Source organism: Asticcacaulis excentricus, from assembly GCF_003966695.1.
Classification (GTDB): Bacteria; Pseudomonadota; Alphaproteobacteria; order Caulobacterales; family Caulobacteraceae; genus Asticcacaulis; species Asticcacaulis excentricus_A.
The window spans coordinates 922,203-937,874 of the sequence record NZ_AP018828.1 but is presented as its reverse complement, the minus strand read 5'-3'; the positions used below and the strand labels follow the sequence as shown (position 1 = coordinate 937,874).

Below are 15,672 nucleotides of genomic sequence, written 5' to 3'. Positions count from 1 at the left end.
ATGATTTCTGTAATCATTCCGCTCAAGCCGCCATTGAGGCGGCGGCCAAGGTGGCGAAGCCACCGGCCGGCGAGGGGCGAAACAAAAAGCGAGATCATTATGTTTCTATGAGAAATCATAATGATCTCGCCCTTTTTGCCGCGGGTTAACGCTTCTTAAGCTTTGATCTGTGACAATGACCCTCATGACCGTGTCGTTCGATACCAGCCTGTTGACGAGTTATTTCAACTCGAAGACCCGTGCCACTTCCGGTACGGCCAATACGGCTGCGCCAACGACGGCGACCAGCCCTACGGGCACCACCCGCGCGCCAACCGCGCCGTGGGAAAAGGGCGGCACGCCGGAAGATACGCTGGTCAAGAATATCCTCTCAGGAAAAAGCTTTATTCGCGAATCGGCGGTCAATCTCGATCTGGCTGGCGCGTCGAACGACTACAAAAAGCTCTACACCCTCTATACCGGACTGAACTCCTTGCGCGCCGTGGCGGCCAAGGCGCAGTCGATTCTGACGGGGAGCAATCCCGACTCGATCAGCAACAAGACGGAACTCAATACGCTGCGCCGTCGGTTTGATTCCGGCATCGGCGAGGTCAGCACCTACGTCAAGGATGCGGATTACGAGCATCTGGACCTTGTGCAGGGGACCATTACCGACAAGCTGAAATCGAGCGTGGGCATCGCCCGCACCGATACGGCCTATTTCGCCAAGGACATCCATTCGGGCACGGCGACCAGTGAGGTTGAGGCCTTCAAGGGCGATGTGGCCTTTGACATTTCGGTCAAGCGGACGGGGACGACGGACCCGATCAGTGTTCACATCGACCTTGCGGAAATGGGCAGTGAAACCCGTTCGATGTCGAGCGTCGTCAGCTATATCAACGACAAGCTCAAAGCGGCGGGGCTTTCGACCAAGTTCGCCGTGCAGCGGACGGCGGGCGGCGACAAGACGGTTGAGGTGAATGGCAAGACCGTCAAGGTTGGCACCAATCCCGATACGTTTTCCTTGAAGATACAGGGCGATTCGACAGAGGCCCTCACCTTTAGTGCCGCGCCCACCGGGGACTCGGTTTTTGTCGTGCAGAAGACGGGCGATACCGACAAGACGACGAAATACAACAAGGAAACCAAAAAGTTCGAGACCGTCACGCCCAAGCAAACCACCGGCATGGTGAAGTTCAGCACGGGTGGCGATACGGTGTCGGCGCCCGGCGATACCTTCTGGACGGCGGGCCGCAGCGTCCAGAACGACCTTGAAGGCGCGATCAAGACCGTGCATCAGACGGTTTCCGGGCCGGATGGCTCGGTCTATGTGCTGGCCGATGTCGATGGCACCACAGAGGGTCAGACGATCAAGGGCACGCAGGACGTCGCCCTCATCAAGTACGATTCGGCCGGTAATGTCGTCTATGCCCGCACCCTGGGCGCGGCCGACAGTGCCACCGGCTACGCGCTGAGCGTCGGCGATGATGGCAAGGTCGCCATTGCCGGGTCGGTGACCGGTACGCTTTCGACCGTTACCACCACGACCTCAAGCTACACGGTGGATGGCAAGACCTTCACCACGACCTCGACCAAGGAAGACAGCGGGACGTCCGGCACCAACAAGACGGTTGCCGACAGTTTTGTCACCGTGTTTGATTCTGCCGGTCAGGAAATGTGGACCAAGCGCTTTGGGTCCACCGATGAAGATGCCGCTCTGGCGGTGACCTTCGGGTCGGATGGCTCGGTTCAGGTGGCCGGCAAGACGCGCAGCGTCATGCAGGGCGGAGTCGGTTCGGCGGGCGGCTGGGACGCCTATATCCGCAGTTTTGACTCGACCGGAAAAGCGACCGCCACGGTGCAATATGGCACCTCCGGCACCGATCAGACCAGCGCGGTCAAGGTCGATGGTAATACGCTCTACGCCGCCGGTGTGGAAGACGGCAATATCGTCCTTCGCGCCTATGACATCAGCGACCCGGCCAAACCAACCCTGACGGGCACCCGCAATCTGGGCGGTCTGGGGGGCGGGCAGATCGGCGCCATCGACGTCTATAATGGTAAGGTCTATGTCGGTGGCTCGACCGGCAATGACAGTATTCTGGGCGGCGGATCGGGTGCCACCGCCTTCCACGGGCATTCCGACGCCTTTGCCGCCACAGTCTCTACCGATTTCGCCTCCACCGCTGGCGATAAGGTCGTCTATTATGGCGGGGCAGGGGAAGAAAAGAACGTCAAGGTGCAGTTCACCGATGGCAAGGTCTATTTCGCCGGGCAGACCGAAGGCGAGATCGACGGTACGACCAAGATCGGCGAAGCCGACGCCTATCTGGCGCGCATGGACGTGGCCAGCGGCACGGTTGAATGGAGCCAGCGCTATTCGGGCAAGGACGGCGAGGTCGATCCGCAGGCCATGGCCGTCACGACCAATGGGGCCTCGGTGCTGGACAGGCTGGGCCTGCCCAGCGGCACCATCGAGTATAAGGATTCGACGCTTCTGACCTCAGGGACTTCGGTGCGCGCCGGGGACTCCTTCTATCTGCGCGATGCCGGTGGCTCGCAGAAAAAGATCATGATCGAGGCCAATGACACGTTGGACACGCTGGCCAAGAAGATCCAGCGCGCGGCGGGGTACAAGCTCAAGGTGACGGTGGCTAAGGTGACCGGCAAGGCCGAGTCGCAACTGGTTATCGAGCCGCAGAACAAGACCAGCCAGATGGAAATCGTCAAAGGTCCGGCGGGCAAGGATGCCCTCGAAGGGCTGGGGCTGACCGAAGGTCTGGTCCGCACGGCGGAGGACACCTCCGCTTCGTCTTCCTCGAAGAAGACAAAAACGGATACAGAAAAGCTGTTTGGCCTGAAGTTCAATGCCGACGTCAATCTGAACTCGGAGGAAAGCATCACGGCGGCGATCAAGACGCTGGACGATGCCCTGAAAAACGTCCGTTCCGCCTATCGTTACCTGCGCTATGGCGAAGATACAACCTCATCGGACGACAGCAAGAAGAAGACCAGTTCAGCCGGTTCGGCCGCCTACTGGAATGCCCAGGCTTCCAACTATTCTGCGGCGCTCTCCCGCTTGACAGGCGGCGCATAAACAGGCCTTTAGGGGGAGATGAACTCACCTCCGAGGGGATGGATTATGGCGCTGAATCGAAAGCAGACGATCTGGCTGGCGGGTGCAGGCGGGGCCCTGTTGCTGGCGGTGCTGATCGGATGGGCGATCTCCAGTTCGCAAAAAGAATCGCCGCGCATGAATACCGAAGGTCCGGGCCTTGTCCTCGACATCGACGATGCGCCGACCCTCGACGCCAAGAAGACGCTGCGCTGTTTCGTCAATGGGGAATTTGTGGGGCAACTGACCATCGCCGACTGCGCCAAAAAGAACGGCGTGGCCGCCAATGCGCTTGATGTCGGCGTCGATGAAAGCGGCGAAATGACCGCTGCCCCGACCGCCTCTCTGGCTCCGCCGCCGGTCATTTCGGCCGACAAGGTGGCGCCCGTGGTCGTCGATTCGGGTGAGCCCGTGGCCGCAACCGCCCCGACCACGGGGCCGTCCGGGGCCTGTCTGCGCTTTGCCGGTAACGAGTGGACGCGTCTGTCGGACGGTATTTCGCTGAACGCCTGCGCGACCCTGCTGTTTGACGGTCGCTGCGAACGTCCGGGTTCGGCCTCCTATGGCCGCTGGGGCAGTCAGACTCTGCGCCTGGTGCCCAAGCGCGTTGAAATTTCGGATGATAACAAGACCTTCCGTACCCTGCTCGAACAGGGTCAGGGCTGCTCAGTAAAGTAAGGAGCCACTCATGGCGATGAAACCTGTTCTGTGGCTTGTCGCCGGGGCCGCCTGTCTGGCGCTGGCCGGGTGCGAAAAGACGGCCGTCGAAGCGCCCGATGCGAAGAATGTCTGCTTCCACATCGGCTTTCCAAAGGATCAGCCGCCGAAGTTCAACGTCATCAAAAAAGACGTGCCATCGCTGGAATATTGCGCGGCGCATCTCGACGCCCTGCGCATCAAGTTCCTCAGCATAGGGTCGCCGCGCAAGGAGATTGTCGGGGTCTATAACGGCACCTTCCTGTGGTCCACGCCGCGCGGCATTCGCATTTCCAAGCATTTTGAAGGCCCGGCTATGCCTTTCCTGACCAAGGCCCCTGACGGGCGTCTGGTCATCCCCAGCGCCTTTGAGGTGCCGCGCGATCGCAATTTCTCGGAGCCGCAGACCCTCCCGGACAATCTGCCTGAAAAGAAATAAGGGCTCCCGCGCAGCGCGAAAAGATGTGAACAAAACGTTAACATCGACTTGGCAAGCGGCGTTTTGCCGCCTATGCTCAGACCTTAGCAATTAATGTGTCCGCCGAATCGCGGGCAGAACGGAAGGCGCAGCGCATGGCGGGCTCGGTCAACAAGGTCATCATTATCGGCAATCTGGGCAAGGACCCGGAAATCCGCACGCTCAATTCGGGGGAGCGCGTCGCCAATCTGACGGTGGCCACTTCGGAACAGTGGCGCGACAAGATGACGGGCGAGCGCAAGGAAAAGACAGAGTGGCACCGCGTCGTTATCTTCAATGACAACCTGGCCAAGATCGCCGAGCAGTACCTGCGCAAGGGCTCGACCGTCTATCTCGAAGGTTCGCTGCAAACCCGCAAGTGGACCGATCAGCAGGGTGTCGAAAAGTACACCACCGAAATCGTGCTGCAACGCTTCAACGGCAATCTGACGCTGCTGGGCGGCCGTGGCGACAGCGGCGGCGGGTCGTCCTCTTCGGGCGGCTATGATCAGGGCGGCGGCTATGGCGGCGGTTTTGATGATGGCGGCTACGGGGCCCCGGCCTCTTCGGGCCCGAAGGCGCAAGGCTCCGGCCCCAAGCAGAACTTCGATCTGGACGACGAAATTCCGTTTTAAATCGGGCGCGATTCGAACCCAAGGCCTGCGGTCAAACCGCAGGCTTTTTTGTGGGCGTTTCAGGCCGGTCCGCACGCAAAATAAATGTTAACAGGCGGGCTCTGAATTCCCCTAAAACGCCTTCCGGATTTGGGGATTAGTCGCAAAAGTGCTACGGTGCGCGTTAACCAGTGCGCCGACGTGTGATTCCCGTCGAGCGCCTGGAGCGCATACCAAAAAGTGTGAAACGGTTTTTGGGCTCACATGCGCGACCAAACAAAATGTTAGATTGGGGTTCGATTCAACCTGAACGAAACCCAATCTTGACTATGCAATGAAACGGGCTTCATGACCGATACTCCTGCTACCGGCCTGCCGACGCCGCACGGCATTTCGCACGTCACCATCGAGGATGAACTCAAGCGTTCCTATCTCGACTACGCCATGAGCGTGATCGTTTCGCGCGCCCTGCCCGATGCGCGCGACGGCCTGAAGCCCGTGCACCGGCGCATCGTCTATGCCATGTACGAAGAGGGCCGTACCCACGACAAGAAGTACGTCAAGTCGGCCAATATCGTCGGCGACGTGATGGGTCGCTACCATCCGCACGGCGATGGTGCCATCTATGACGCGCTGGTGCGGATGGCGCAGCCGTTTTCGATGCGCCTGCTGCTGGTCGATGGTCAGGGCAATTTCGGCTCGGTCGATGGCGACCCGCCGGCGGCCATGCGTTACACCGAAAGCCGCATGACGCGCGCGGCGGAGTCGCTGATTGCCGATATCGACAAAAACACGGTCGATTTTAACGACAACTACGACGGTGCGCGCCAAGAACCGTCGGTTCTGCCGTCGCGCATCCCGAACCTGCTGGTCAATGGGGCCGGCGGCATCGCGGTCGGTATGGCGACCAATATCCCGCCGCACAATCTGGGCGAAATCATCGAGGCCTGTCTGGCCATGCTCGATGACCCGCAGGTGAGCGCCGAAACCCTGCTGGGCATCGTGCCCGGTCCGGACTTTCCGACGGGTGGTGAAATCCTTGGCCGTTCCGGCGCGCGTCAGGCGCTGCTGACCGGCCGCGGTTCGGTCATTATGCGCGGCAAGGCCTCGGTCGAAACCATCCGCAAGGACCGCGAAGCCATCATCATCACCGAATTGCCGTATCAGGTGAATAAGGCGACCCTGATCGAGCATATTGCGGAAATGGTGCGCGAAAAGCGCATCGAAGGCATCTCCGACATCCGCGACGAATCGGACCGTCAGGGGATGCGCGTGGTGGTCGAACTGAAGCGCGACGCCTCCGGCGATGTCATTCTGAATCAGCTTTATCGCTATTCGGCCCTGCAAACGAGCTTCGGCGTCAATATGCTGGCGCTCAACCATGGCCGCCCGCAGCAGATGGGCTTGCGTAAGTTGCTGGAAATCTTCCTCGATTTCCGCGAAGAGGTGGTGGTCCGCCGTACCCGCTTTGAACTGAACAAGGCGCGTGACCGGGGCCACGTGCTGGTCGGTCTGGCCATTGCCGTGGCCAATATCGACGAAATCATCCACATCATCCGTTCCTCGGTCGATCCGACCGAAGCCCGCGAACGCCTGACGGCGCGCAACTGGCCCGCCGGGGACATGTCGCCGCTGATCGAACTGATCGCTGATCCGCGCTCGATCGTCTTTGAAGGCGGCGAGGTGCGGCTGACCGAAGAACAGGCGCGCGCCATTCTGGCCCTGACCCTGTCGCGTCTGACCGGTCTGGGCCGTGATGAAATCTTCGGTGAAGCCCGCACCCTGGCGGCCTCTATCGCCGAATATCTCGCCATCCTGTCGTCGCGTGAACGCATCCTCAGCATCGTGCGCGAGGAGCTGGAAGAGGTGAAGGCCCTCTATGCGGAGCCGCGCCGCAGCCTCATCGTCGATGGCGAAGCCGATATCGAGGACGAAGACCTGATCCCGCGTGAGGACATGGTGGTGACCGTGACCCATTCGGGCTACGTCAAGCGCACCCCGCTCAGCGCCTACCGCACCCAGCACCGCGGTGGTAAGGGCCGTTCGGGCATGGCGATGAAGGATGAGGACGCCATCACCGGCATCTATGCGGCCTCGACGCACCAGCCGATGCTGTTCTTCTCCTCAACGGGTAAGGCCTATAAGCTGAAGGTGTGGCGTCTGCCCCTCGGTAATCCGCAGTCCAAGGGCAAGGCCTTCGTCAACCTGCTGCCGCTGGACAAGCACGAGACAGTGACCAACATCCTGACCCTGCCAGAGGATGAAGCCACCTGGGATCGTCTGGATATCGTGTTTGCCACGCGCTCCGGCGACGTGCGCCGCAACAAGCTGTCGGACTTCGTCAACGTCAACCGCGCCGGCAAGATCGCCATGAAGCTCGAAGACGGTGACGCCATTGTTGGCGTGGCCCTGTGCACCGAGGATCAGGACGTGCTCTTGTCCACGGCATCGGGCCGCTCGATCCGCTTCGCCGTCGATGAGGTGCGCGTATTCAAGGGCCGCGACTCGACCGGCGTGCGCGGCGTGCGTCTGGGTGAGGACGACACAGTTATCTCCATGGCCATACTGCGCCGCGTTGAGGCCACGCCAGCCGAACGCGCCGCCTATCTGAAGCACGCGGCTTCGCTGCGTGCGGCGGTGACGGGCGAAGGCGAAGACACGCCGGCGGCGGTCGAAGACGAGGCCGAAGAGGGCGCGGAAGATGCGTCGCTGAGCGTCGAGCGCATTGCCGAACTGGGCGCGGCCGAAGAGTTCATCCTGACCATTGCCGATACGGGCTTTGGCAAGCGGACTTCGTCCTACGACTATCGCCGCACCGGTCGCGGCGGTCAGGGTATTGTCGCCATCGACCTGTCGAAGCGCGGCGGCAAGCTGGTCGCCTCCTTCCCGGTCGAAGACACCGATCAGCTTCTGCTGGTCACCGATGGCGGGCAACTGATCCGCACGCCGGTGTCGCAGATCCGTGTGGCGGGCCGCAATACGCAGGGCGTGACCATCTTCCGTACCTCAGGTGAGAAGGTCGTCTCGGTCGAGCGCCTGGCCGAAACCGCCGAAGAGGACGGCCCGGACGAGGCTGAGCTTGCCAGCGGGGGCGATGCCGGATAAGGCTGACCCATTACTGAATAAGGAGCCACGTCAGATGGCCAAAAGGATAGGGCTCTACCCCGGAACCTTCGACCCGATCACCAACGGACACTCGGACATTATCGGCCGGGCCGTTAAGCTGGTCGATCATCTGGTGATCGGTGTGGCACGCAATACGGGCAAGGCACCGGTCTTCACGCTGGATGAGCGGGTCGAGATGTTGCGCGAAAGCTGCGCTCTGTTCGCCGATCGCGTCGAGGTCTTGCCCTTCGACAGCCTTTTGATGCACTTTGCCGAGGAACTTGGGGCGTCTGTCATCATTCGCGGCTTGCGCGCGGTGGCCGATTTCGAATACGAGTTTCAGATGACGGCGATGAACCAGCAGATGAACCGTGAGATCGAGACGGTGTTTCTGATGGCCGATCCCCGGCATCAGGCGATTGCGTCCCGATTGGTCAAAGAAATAGCCCAATTGGGCGGCAATATCGCGCCGTTCGTTTCAAAAAGCGTCGCTGAGCGGCTCTTGGCTAAGGTTGGAAAAGAGTAATGACGTTTAAGATGGGGGCTGCGCGCGCGGCAGGTCTGGCAATCGCCGCAACGCTTCTGGCCGGTACTGCGGTGGCGGCGACGCCGGGCTATCGTCCGGTCGATGCCGATAATACGCTGGTGATCGACACGAACAAAGGCCGTGTCATCGTTGAAATGTATCCCGAACTGGCTCCGCAGCACGTTGAGCGCATGAAGACGCTGACGCGGCAGGGCTTCTACAACGGGCTGAAATTCCACCGCGTCATCGAAGGCTTTATGGCGCAGACCGGCGACCCCAAGGGCACGGGTGAGGGCAATTCCGAATTGCCGAATGTGCCGGGTGAATTCATCATTCGCCGCGATACCACACTCGACATCACGCCATTGACGACCGAGCGTGGTATCCTGACCGGTTACGTCAAGGCCCTGCCGGTGCAGTCGCAGGTCAATGACCTGATGGCGATTACCAAGGACAGCAAGGTCGAAACCTGGGGGCTCTATTGCTCAGGGACGCTCGGCATGGCGCGCGCCGGAGACCCCAATTCGGCCAACAGCCAGTTCTTTCTGATGCGCTCCTATACGGACGCACTGGAGCGCAAATATACGGCCTTTGGCATGACGCTGGTGGGGCTGGATGTGGTGCGCAAGCTGAAGCTGGGTGAGCCGCCGGTTGACCCCGATGTGATGACCAAGGTGCAGATACTGGCCGACATGCCCGAAGCCGAGCGCCCGAAGGTTGAGGTGATGGACACCCATTCGTCTGAATTTGCCGCCCTGGTCGAAGCCAAACGCAAGGCCAGTCCCGCAGGCCTTACCGGCTGCGATGTGCCGGTTCCGGTCAAGGTGAACTAAACCGCATAACATATTGAAATAAAAAGGCCTCCTCTCCGGGAGGCCTTTTTATTCTTAAGGCTTCTCGCTTTCCAGCTTGGCCGTCGGGGTGGCGCAGCCCTTGAGCACTTCGTCTCCGAAATTGACTTCGGCGGTCAGCGGATAGACGCGGTCGCTCATGCCGTCCGAACAGGTCTGGGCGATCAGGGTCAGGCTGATTTCATTCGACAGTAACTCAGCCCGCTTGGGCCCGCTCTTGTCCTTGTTGATCTCAAACAGATGGCGCGGAAAGACCTGCGCGTCGTCGCCGGGGCGTTCAAAGGTGACATCGCGTTCGGTCAGGCTGAGCGACCAGAAGGGCTCGGTGCCGATCACGCTCAGCGGCGCATTGAGATCGACGCCGGCCAGAGAATCGACCTGGGTCGATTCTGGCTCGGGGGGCTTTTCGATCTTTGGCCCACAGGCGGCGAGGGCAAGCAGGGGCAGAAGCGCGACCGGGCGCAGGGCAGACAGCCGCATCAGTCCTCGTCCTTCTTGTTCTTCTTGTCTTTTTTATCCTTCTTTTTGTCGTCGCCGTCAGGGATGGCCGCGCCCACGACCTTCCCCGTGGTGCCGATGACCGCTCCCGTTACCCCCACGGCGGTGCCGACCGCCGCGCCGGTGACGGCTACGGCTGTACAGCCCTGAAGAAAAAGGGGAAACCCGATCAGGGCCGTGAGGGTAAGGAGCGGTTTCAAGCGCATCTAGGCAGCATCCAAAAGAAGAATTTCGGCGTCTTCGAACGCTTCGAAGGTCAGCTCATCTTCGTCGATGATGGCCGCCCCGTCGCGCGCGTTCAGCTCAAGGCCGTTAAGCTTAGCACGTCCGGCGGCTAAGACCACGTAAACATGACGGCCTTTTTGCGGCGCGTAGGTTTCCGACTGACCGCTGAGGAGCGTCGCCCCCAGAAGACGGGCCGGGGTATTGATCTTCAGCGCCTCGGCATCGTCATCAAAACCCGATGCCAGCGCCACGAACTTGCCCGCCCGGTCGCTTTTCGGGAAGGGCTTGGCCCCCCAGCGCGGGGCGTGACCGCGTTTGTCGGGGATGACCCAGATCTGGAAGATCTTGGTCAGCACGTCCTCGACATTATATTCGGCGTGACGGATGCCGGTTCCGGCCGACATCACCTGCACATCGCCGGCTTCGGTGCGGCCGCGATTGCCCAGATTGTCTTCGTGGGTGATGGCGCCTTCGCGAACATAGGTGATGATTTCCATGTCGGCGTGGGGGTGCGGCGGAAAGCCTGACTTCGAGTCGATTTCGTCGTCATTCCACACGCGGATCGACCCCCACCCCATGTTGTTGGGGTCGTAATAGTCGGCAAACGAAAAGTGGTGACGGGCGTTCAGCCAGCCGTGTTTGGCGTTATAGAGCTTTTCAAAGGGGCGATGCTGGATCATGGCGTAGGCCTTTCGCAATAAAGGGTGTTGTTGAGCGTCAATATAGGTGCCTGAAGCGTTGCGCATAGAGGGTGAATTGAAAACGCTTCGTTGCTAAGATTGCAACTTAGGCCTTGAATTAGGGCTGTTGTCCGGCGCTCGCTTGCGGCAGTATGCTGCAAGCGGGAGGCGAGATTTGGACAAGGCGCTCATCTACGGACAGGCTCTGGCGCAGCTACGGATGCGCGCGCGCCTGTCGCAGGACAAGGCGGCGGAGGCCGCCGGTACGTCGCAACCTACCTGGGCGCGCTATGAAAGCGGCGACAGCCGGGCTTTTCTCGACCGTCTGGCCGTGCGCGCGAAAGTCGTGAGGGCTCTGGGCTTTACGCTGCGCGATCTGGAGGCCGAGGCGGAATTGCTGGCGACCGATATGCCTTACGCGACCCACGAGGGGACGCAGGGGGGGGCGGCGGGACTTTCGGCCGGTCTTTCGGCTTCGGGGGGCGTTGATCTGGCGGCGTTTCATCGGCCCGGTCTGCAACAGGTGCGTATCCAGACGGACGAACTGAGCCCTTATCTGCGTGCGGGCAGCCTCGCCATCTATGACACCGAGCGTTTACCGCTGCCGGGGGAGGGGGTGATCATCCGCCTGCGCGATGGGCGTTATTTGCCGCGCTTTTATCTGCGGCAGGCGGCTGAGCTGTGGGTGGAATATTGGGTGGCCGAAGGTGATGCGCACCGGCGGGTGACGCAAGGCCTGAATATGGTTGATATTACAGGGGTTTACCCTATTGTTCTGCGCGGCGAGCCTGATTGAATTGCATCAAATGCATAAAATGAATTGACAATCTGGGCGTGTGTCGGCATTCTCTCTCTTGCAAGAGGGGAAAGATTATGCGCGAGACAGGTCATCCGGTTGATGTAGCAGTGGGCCAGAACATCCGCCTGATCCGCAAGGCGCGTGGCCTGACGCAGGAAAATCTGGCGGCGGGTCTGGGCGTCACCTTTCAGCAGCTACAGAAGTACGAAAAGGCCGCCAACCGAGTCAGTTGCTCCATGCTGATCCGCATTTGCGAGCAGTTGGGCGCGCACCCGATGGATATATTGCCGCCGGTAAATGGCGTAGCGCATCCGCTGACGGATACGCCCTTGTATCGCGACGCGCAGATCGTGCATCTGGCGCAGCCGCGATTGTTGCCGGAACTGCGCCGCCTCAGCCGCGCGCAACTGCACACGCTTTTGCTGGCGGCGCGGGCGTTTGCCTGACGTTGGATTCGAAAAAGTGGGGTTTAAGCCGCCAGCGCCTTGTTGAGAACATCGACCAAGCGCACATCGTCCGGGGCAACGTCCGGAGAAAAGCGCGCCACGACCTTGCCGTCACGGCCCACGACGAACTTCTCAAAATTCCACAGGATTTCGCCGCGCGGGGTCGGCGGGAAGCCATAACCGGCAAACTTTTCGCGCATCAGTTCGGCGCCGGCGGCGTCGGGTAAAGCCTCGGTGAGGGCCGCATAGAGCGGGTGTTTGTCCGGCCCGGCCACACTGATCTTGGAGAACAGCGGGAAGGACACGTCGAAGGCCGTCTGGCAAAAGCTGGCGATCTCCTGATCCGTGCCCGGCTCCTGCCCCATGAAGTTGTTGGCGGGAAAGCCGAGGATTTCCAGACCCTGCGCCTGCTTGTCTCGATAGAGAGCCTCCAGCGCCTCGTATTGCGGGGTCAGGCCGCATTTCGAGGCGACATTGACGACCAGCAACACCTTACCGGCATAGTCACCCAGCGACGTTTGCGTCCCATCAATCCGCTTCAACGGGATATCGTACAGTGCGCCCATCAAATCCTCCATATATTGAGAAGGATAGGCGATCCCTCTGGCCATGCAAACGAAAATCCAACTTGATCACAGACCGTTGAGCGCGTCCTACGCGGCCGAGGCCCGCGCCGTCGAGAGTGTCGGCGCAAACTGGCTCAGGTGGTATTTCAGATAGTCGCACAGGGTCAGGGCGTAGATGTTGAGATTGGCCATCGGCGTGCGCGTGCGCAGGAAGCGCTCACACAGGTTCAGCATATCGAGATAGAGCCGGTTCTGGAACTGGATATAGTCGATATCGAAATGCGCGGCCTCGCTCAGTTGCAGGGCGTCGATCTCGTCCTGCTGTTCGGGTGAGGGCAGGTAGTCGGGCGTCAGCGACGACCCGGCCTTTTCAAGCGCCGTCAGCAGGGCCTCGTTCAGCCACACGTGGCTTTCGCCCATATGGCGGGCATAGGCGCGAATATCGGCGCATTCTGAACGCAGGGAGGCCGTGCGGTGGACCTGAATGGCGACGGCGTTCAGGCGCGAGACGAGGCCTACAAATATATCGACAATGTTCGGCACAGACGCCGCGGACAGGGTAGAGCGCGGGGCCCGGCGAAGCGGCAAGGCGTGGTTTGGGCGACGGGCAGACAGTAGTTGCGGGGTCATGAACCTCTCCCCTTATGAAAAACGATACAGTGTCTGCTTTTTGAAGAGGGCCGCCGGCGTCTGTTCATCAGCCGTCCGTTAGCCCTGACCATCGTGATGTATAGCGGAATGATTTTTACTGGAATCATTCCGCTCAAGCCGCCATTGAGGCGGCGGCCAAGGTGGCGCAAGCCACCGCCCGGCGAGGGGCTAAACAAAATCTGGATCATTATGTTTCGACCAGAAATCATAATGATCCAGAGGCATGGCGTTCGGCCATTGAGCGTTCACAGAGAAGATGCGCCGACTTTCCGGCGCAATCGTGGCGTTAAACCGTTCGGATTGGGGCGCTTTTTGCGATCTGTTGATCCGTGATCGGCATGTTCGTCTATTTTGCAGACTTAGCGTTGAACGCGATAAGAATGACATGGGCGACGCGTTAACCGTGATAAGGTGACGGTAAATTCCCGCATTACGCCTGGTGAGGCCCCCCTGAGCGGGGCATAAAAGTCGTTTCAGATGTACCGGGAGTGTGATTTAGTCGGTCCTCATTCTCAGATGGGAGGCTCTTATTATGCGTACATCCCTGTTGACTCTGGCTCTGGCGGCGGGCGTGTCGCTCATGCCGATGATGGCTGTGGCCGATGCCGAAAAGCCGGCCAATCTGATCGCCGATGGTATCCCGGCGGTTCCGGACAGCATTGTCGCCGCCACGCGGCCCTATATGGAATTTCGTACCGCCAGCTTCCGCGGCTGGGACCCGACCGACCGCTCGATGCTGATTTCGACGCGCTTTGGCAATACGGCACAACTGCACAGCGTCCGGATGCCGATGGGGGCACGCACCCAGATATCGTTTGAAGCCGAACCGGTCAGCGGCACCTTGTCTCCGAAAGGCGACGTGCTGCTGGTGTCCAAAGACACGGGCGGCAATGAGTTTTTTCAGCTCTATACGCTTAAAGACGGCCGTCTGAGCCTGCTGACCGACGGCAAGAGCCGTAATAATTTTCAGGGCTTTTCCAAGGATGGCGAGTTGATCGCCTATAGCTCGACCCGCCGCAACGGCACCGATACTGACCTTTACGTGATGAACCCGCGTGATCCGAAGACCGACCGTATGGTGGCACAGGTCAGTGGCGGCGGCTGGGGGTTCGCGGACTTCGCGCCGGACAAGAAGACGGCGGTGGTCGCGCAATATATTTCGGTCACCAAGTCAAACCTTTATCTGCTGGACCTCCAGTCGGGGCAGATGACCCCCATCGGCGACCACAAGACGGATATCGCCTGGGGCGGGGTGCAGTTCGCGCCGGACGGTACATTGTGGGTGACGTCGGATATCGGCTCTGATTTTCAGCGGCTGGGGACGCTGGATATAAAGACGGGCAAGTTCACGCCTAAATCCCCCGATCCCAAATGGGATGTCGAAAGTTTCGACATCGCCGATGACGGTAGTTTCATCGCCTATTCGGTCAATGAAGCCGGTGTCTACCGCCTGAAACTACTGGACCCGAAGACGGGCACATCCACACCGGTCACATCACTACCGAAAGGCACGGTCGGTGGGTTTGATATTGCGCCCTGGGGCGAGATTGGCGTCACGGTCGCTTCGGCCAAGGCGGCGTCGGATGCCTATTCGATTGATCCCAAAACCATGGCGGTAAAGCGCTGGACGCAGTCGGAGACGGGTGGGCTTGACCCCAATGTCAATGCCGAGCCGGAATTTGTCGAGGTCACCTCGTTCGATAAGGAAAAGGTGTCGGGCTTCCTCTATCGCCCGGACCCCAAAAAATTCCCCGGTAAGCGGCCATTGATCATCAATATTCACGGCGGCCCGGAAGGGCAATCGACGACCGGTTTCCTGGGGCGCAACAATTACCTGCTTAATGAGCTGGGCATCGCCATCTTCTATCCGAACGTGCGCGGCTCGACCGGCTTTGGCAAGCGCTTCGTCTCGCTCGATAACGGGCCGTTCAAGCGCGAGGATTCTGTGAAGGATATCGGGGCCTTCCTCGACGTTCTTGAGACGGATGCCGGCCTTGATGCCACGAAGTTTGCGGTCACCGGCGGCTCCTACGGAGGCTATATGTGCTACGCCGTGGGCATCCGCTATGGCGCACGTCTGAAAGGCGCCAACTGCGTGGTGGCCATTTCCAACTTCGTCACCTTCCTCGAAAACACCCAAAGCTATCGGCGTGACCTGCGCCGCGTCGAATATGGCGACGAGCGTGACCCGAAACAAAAGGCCAAGCTGCTGGAGATTTCGCCGATGACGCGGGTCAGCGAGCTGCGGGTACCGCTGATGGTGGTCACAGGGGCCAATGATCCGCGTGTCCCCAAGTCGGAAGCCGATCAGATCGTCGAAGCCGTGCGCGCCCGCGGCGGTCTGGCCTGGCATCTGGTCGGCATGGACGAAGGGCATGGCTTCGCCAAAAAAGCCAATCAGGACTATCAGTTCTGGACCAGTCTGATGTTCTGGCAGAAGACGCTTTTGGGGGAGTAAAGGAAC

General features: G+C 60.2%; 15 protein-coding genes. 10 read left to right on the top strand and 5 right to left on the bottom strand.

All coding sequences use genetic code 11. From position 1 onward, the window contains the following. Positions 1-175: 175 nt before the first annotated feature. The 7 genes from EM6_RS15480 (at position 176) to EM6_RS15450 (ending at position 9,325) form a co-directional block, all read left to right on the top strand. Complete coding sequence (locus tag EM6_RS15480) at positions 176-3,076, top strand: transcriptional regulator (RefSeq protein ID WP_232037145.1); 2,901 nt, start codon at positions 176-178, stop codon at positions 3,074-3,076. A 45-nt stretch (positions 3,077-3,121) separates the two neighbouring features. Continuing rightward, positions 3,122-3,772, top strand: a complete 651-nt coding sequence (locus EM6_RS15475) for a hypothetical protein (protein WP_013480560.1) — start codon at positions 3,122-3,124, stop codon at positions 3,770-3,772. A 10-nt stretch (positions 3,773-3,782) separates the two neighbouring features. Then, a complete protein-coding gene (locus tag EM6_RS15470; RefSeq protein WP_126424016.1) occupies positions 3,783-4,229 on the top strand; it encodes a hypothetical protein in 447 nt (148 codons plus the stop codon). A gap of 134 nt (positions 4,230-4,363) precedes the next feature. After that, a complete protein-coding gene (ssb, locus tag EM6_RS15465) occupies positions 4,364-4,882 on the top strand; it encodes a single-stranded DNA-binding protein (RefSeq protein ID WP_126424015.1) in 519 nt (172 codons plus the stop codon). A 327-nt stretch (positions 4,883-5,209) separates the two neighbouring features. Next, positions 5,210-7,966 (top strand): DNA gyrase subunit A, encoded by a 2,757-nt coding sequence (gene gyrA, locus EM6_RS15460; RefSeq protein ID WP_126424014.1) that lies wholly within the window; start codon positions 5,210-5,212, stop codon positions 7,964-7,966. Between the two features lie 34 nt (positions 7,967-8,000). Further along, complete coding sequence (gene coaD, locus EM6_RS15455) at positions 8,001-8,492, top strand: pantetheine-phosphate adenylyltransferase (protein ID WP_126424013.1); 492 nt, start codon at positions 8,001-8,003, stop codon at positions 8,490-8,492. Beyond that, positions 8,492-9,325: a peptidylprolyl isomerase gene (locus EM6_RS15450; protein WP_126424012.1), complete on the top strand. Its 834-nt coding sequence runs from the start codon at positions 8,492-8,494 to the stop codon at positions 9,323-9,325. Before coaD ends, EM6_RS15450 begins: the two co-directional genes overlap by 1 nt. Positions 9,326-9,379: 54 nt before the next feature. Here EM6_RS15450 and EM6_RS15445 read toward each other — a convergent pair whose 3' ends face one another. The 3 genes from EM6_RS15445 to EM6_RS15435 are packed head-to-tail and all read right to left on the bottom strand — an operon-like array spanning position 9,380 to position 10,746. Next, positions 9,380-9,823 carry a COG3650 family protein gene (locus EM6_RS15445; RefSeq protein ID WP_126424011.1) on the bottom strand — a complete coding sequence of 148 codons (444 nt, stop codon included), beginning with the start codon at positions 9,821-9,823 and terminating at the stop codon, positions 9,380-9,382. After that, complete coding sequence (locus tag EM6_RS15440) at positions 9,823-10,047, bottom strand: NF038104 family lipoprotein (protein ID WP_126424010.1); 225 nt, start codon at positions 10,045-10,047, stop codon at positions 9,823-9,825. The genes EM6_RS15445 and EM6_RS15440 overlap by 1 nt, the downstream gene beginning before the upstream one ends. Next, a complete protein-coding gene (locus EM6_RS15435; protein WP_126424009.1) occupies positions 10,048-10,746 on the bottom strand; it encodes a pirin family protein in 699 nt (232 codons plus the stop codon). A gap of 175 nt (positions 10,747-10,921) precedes the next feature. Here EM6_RS15435 and EM6_RS15430 point away from each other — a divergent pair, with 175 nt between their 5' ends. Both EM6_RS15430 and EM6_RS15425 read left to right on the top strand, forming a co-directional pair. Beyond that, positions 10,922-11,542 (top strand): helix-turn-helix domain-containing protein, encoded by a 621-nt coding sequence (locus EM6_RS15430; protein WP_126424008.1) that lies wholly within the window; start codon positions 10,922-10,924, stop codon positions 11,540-11,542. A 77-nt stretch (positions 11,543-11,619) separates the two neighbouring features. After that, on the top strand, positions 11,620-11,991 hold the full coding sequence (locus tag EM6_RS15425) for a helix-turn-helix domain-containing protein (protein WP_126424007.1): 372 nt from the start codon (positions 11,620-11,622) through the stop codon (positions 11,989-11,991). A 23-nt stretch (positions 11,992-12,014) separates the two neighbouring features. Here EM6_RS15425 and EM6_RS15420 read toward each other — a convergent pair whose 3' ends face one another. Continuing rightward, positions 12,015-12,557: a glutathione peroxidase gene (locus tag EM6_RS15420; RefSeq protein WP_172961278.1), complete on the bottom strand. Its 543-nt coding sequence runs from the start codon at positions 12,555-12,557 to the stop codon at positions 12,015-12,017. Between the two features lie 87 nt (positions 12,558-12,644). Then, complete coding sequence (locus EM6_RS15415) at positions 12,645-13,187, bottom strand: DUF4142 domain-containing protein (RefSeq protein ID WP_126424006.1); 543 nt, start codon at positions 13,185-13,187, stop codon at positions 12,645-12,647. Between the two features lie 553 nt (positions 13,188-13,740). On the opposite strand from EM6_RS15415, the gene EM6_RS15410 reads away from it, so the two are divergent. Continuing rightward, positions 13,741-15,666, top strand: coding sequence for a S9 family peptidase (locus tag EM6_RS15410; protein WP_126424005.1), 1,926 nt, complete (start codon positions 13,741-13,743; stop codon positions 15,664-15,666). The last annotated feature ends 6 nt before the right edge of the window (positions 15,667-15,672 follow it).

Coding starts and splice junctions, on each gene's coding strand:
- EM6_RS15420 (WP_172961278.1), bottom strand. CDS start 12,557: ATGGGCGCACTGTACGATATCCCGTTGAAGCGGATTGATGGGACGCAA.
- EM6_RS15480 (WP_232037145.1), top strand. CDS start 176: ATGACCCTCATGACCGTGTCGTTCGATACCAGCCTGTTGACGAGTTAT.
- EM6_RS15470 (WP_126424016.1), top strand. CDS start 3,783: ATGGCGATGAAACCTGTTCTGTGGCTTGTCGCCGGGGCCGCCTGTCTG.
- EM6_RS15425 (WP_126424007.1), top strand. CDS start 11,620: ATGCGCGAGACAGGTCATCCGGTTGATGTAGCAGTGGGCCAGAACATC.
- EM6_RS15410 (WP_126424005.1), top strand. CDS start 13,741: ATGCGTACATCCCTGTTGACTCTGGCTCTGGCGGCGGGCGTGTCGCTC.
- EM6_RS15415 (WP_126424006.1), bottom strand. CDS start 13,187: ATGACCCCGCAACTACTGTCTGCCCGTCGCCCAAACCACGCCTTGCCG.
- EM6_RS15435 (WP_126424009.1), bottom strand. CDS start 10,746: ATGATCCAGCATCGCCCCTTTGAAAAGCTCTATAACGCCAAACACGGC.
- EM6_RS15440 (WP_126424010.1), bottom strand. CDS start 10,047: ATGCGCTTGAAACCGCTCCTTACCCTCACGGCCCTGATCGGGTTTCCC.
- EM6_RS15450 (WP_126424012.1), top strand. CDS start 8,492: ATGACGTTTAAGATGGGGGCTGCGCGCGCGGCAGGTCTGGCAATCGCC.
- gyrA (WP_126424014.1), top strand. CDS start 5,210: ATGACCGATACTCCTGCTACCGGCCTGCCGACGCCGCACGGCATTTCG.
- coaD (WP_126424013.1), top strand. CDS start 8,001: ATGGCCAAAAGGATAGGGCTCTACCCCGGAACCTTCGACCCGATCACC.
- EM6_RS15475 (WP_013480560.1), top strand. CDS start 3,122: ATGGCGCTGAATCGAAAGCAGACGATCTGGCTGGCGGGTGCAGGCGGG.
- EM6_RS15445 (WP_126424011.1), bottom strand. CDS start 9,823: ATGCGGCTGTCTGCCCTGCGCCCGGTCGCGCTTCTGCCCCTGCTTGCC.
- ssb (WP_126424015.1), top strand. CDS start 4,364: ATGGCGGGCTCGGTCAACAAGGTCATCATTATCGGCAATCTGGGCAAG.